This is a genomic window from Arthrobacter sp. TB 26 (assembly GCF_000427315.1).
GTDB lineage: Bacteria > Actinomycetota > Actinomycetes > Actinomycetales > Micrococcaceae > Arthrobacter.
In genome coordinates, this window is the sequence record NZ_AUPJ01000515.1 from 1 (window position 1) to 1,761 (window position 1,761).

Annotated in this window: 1 protein-coding gene; it reads right to left on the minus strand. The window is 65.6% G+C overall.

Translation table 11 applies throughout. From position 1 onward, the window contains the following. The coding region (locus K789_RS0120430) for an amino acid permease (RefSeq protein ID WP_024368370.1) at positions 1-1,500 on the minus strand (1,500 nt) is incomplete at its 3' end. Positions 1,501-1,761 lie beyond the last annotated feature (261 nt).

A 1,761-nucleotide genomic window follows, 5' to 3' on the forward strand; every position in this document is an offset into this window, starting at 1 on the left:
CGCCCCCGCCGGAACCCGGGGAAGAGGCGCGGTTTCGTCGGCGAGCTCGGCCCGGACCCGGCCGTGGCCGCGGACCCACAGCCGGTACCCGGCCACCAGCAGCCCGAGCCAGACGGCGCCCACATAAAGGGCCACGCGGGTGTCCTCGAACGCACCCAGGATCACGATGACGAGGGCCATGAACACGATCGTCGCCACCGATGCGGCCGGCCACCAAGGTGACGGGAACTCCGACGCCGGGAGTCCCTTGCGCGCGATCTCGCGCTTCATCGCCACATGGGAGGCCAGGATCATCACCCAGACCCAGACGGTGGCGAAGGTCGCGATCGAGGCGATCAGGAGGAAGACGTCCTCCGGGATGACGGCGTTCAGGACCACGCCCACCAGCAGGATGCCCGTCATCATCACCACGGTCATCCAGGGCACGCCGTGGCGCGATACCTTGCCGAAGCTCGCGGGGGCATGCCCCTGCCGGGACAGGCCGAAGAGGATCCGGCCGGCGCCGAAGATGTCGCTGTTGATCGCGGACAGCGCGGCCGTGATGACCACGGCGTTGAGGATGTGGGGTGCTGCCGGTATGCCCAGTCCGCTGAAGATCTGCACGAACGGGCTGCCGTTGGTGCCGATCTCGTTCCACGGGAATAGGCTCATCAGGACACCCAGGGTCAGTACGTAGAAAAGCAGCACGCGCACCGGGACCGTGTTGACGGCTTTCGGAATGACCGTCTTCGGGTCCGCGGCCTCGCCGGCGGTGATGCCCAGGGTTTCAATCCCGCCAAACGCGAACATCACGACGGCGAAGGAGGCCAGGAGCCCTTCGAAACCGTTGGGGAACAGGCCGCCGTGCTCCACGAGGTTGCCCAGCCCCGGCGCCACGGTGGCACCGCCGGCCTGGAATCCGAAAGCGATGATGGCGGCGCCGCCCGCGATCATGGCGATGATAGCCACCACCTTGATCAGCGAGAACCAGAACTCGAGCTCACCGAACACCTTAACGCTGAGCAGGTTCAGCGCCGCCAGGAAGAAGATGATCGCCAGGACCCAGATCCAGCGCTCGACCTCGGGGAACCAGAAACCCATGTAGATGCTGAAGGCGGTGACGTCCGCGATGGCCACAATCGCCATCTCAAACACGTAGGTCCAGCCGGTCACGAAGCCTGCCAGCGGACCGAGGTAACGGCTGGCGTACTGGCCAAAGGAACCCGATACCGGGTGCCGTACGGCCATCTCACCCAGGGCGCGCATCACCATGAATACCGCGGCGCCTCCGATCATGTAGGCCAACAGCACGGCGGGACCGGCTTTCTGGATGGCCGATGCGGAACCGTAGAACAGCCCGGTTCCGATCGCCGAGCCCAGTGCCATGAAGCGGATGTGGCGGATGTTGAGCCCGCGGTTCAGGACGGTCCCGACGGCGGCGCTGACGGAGCTGCCGCCGCCGGGGGTGCCGCCGGGTCCCGCAGCGGGCGTTGGCTTGGTGTCGGTGGTGGCTTGTTGCATGCGAATACCTTCTCGTCATTGGGAGGGGGATCGCTATCCAGCAGACCATGTTGCGGGGAGCTGTGATGAGCCTCACGGGCAGCTGGTGTCTTCGATTTCAGACAACGGCGCACGGCGGCAGAGCGGTCATGTCCTAACGGATGGGTGTCCGGCCGTGGTAGAACCGACCCGGGTCACCAGGTCCATCGGACAGTTAGGGAGATGCACCATGAAAGCCATCATCCAGGACGTGTACGGCTCGGCAGATGTATTGGAACTGCG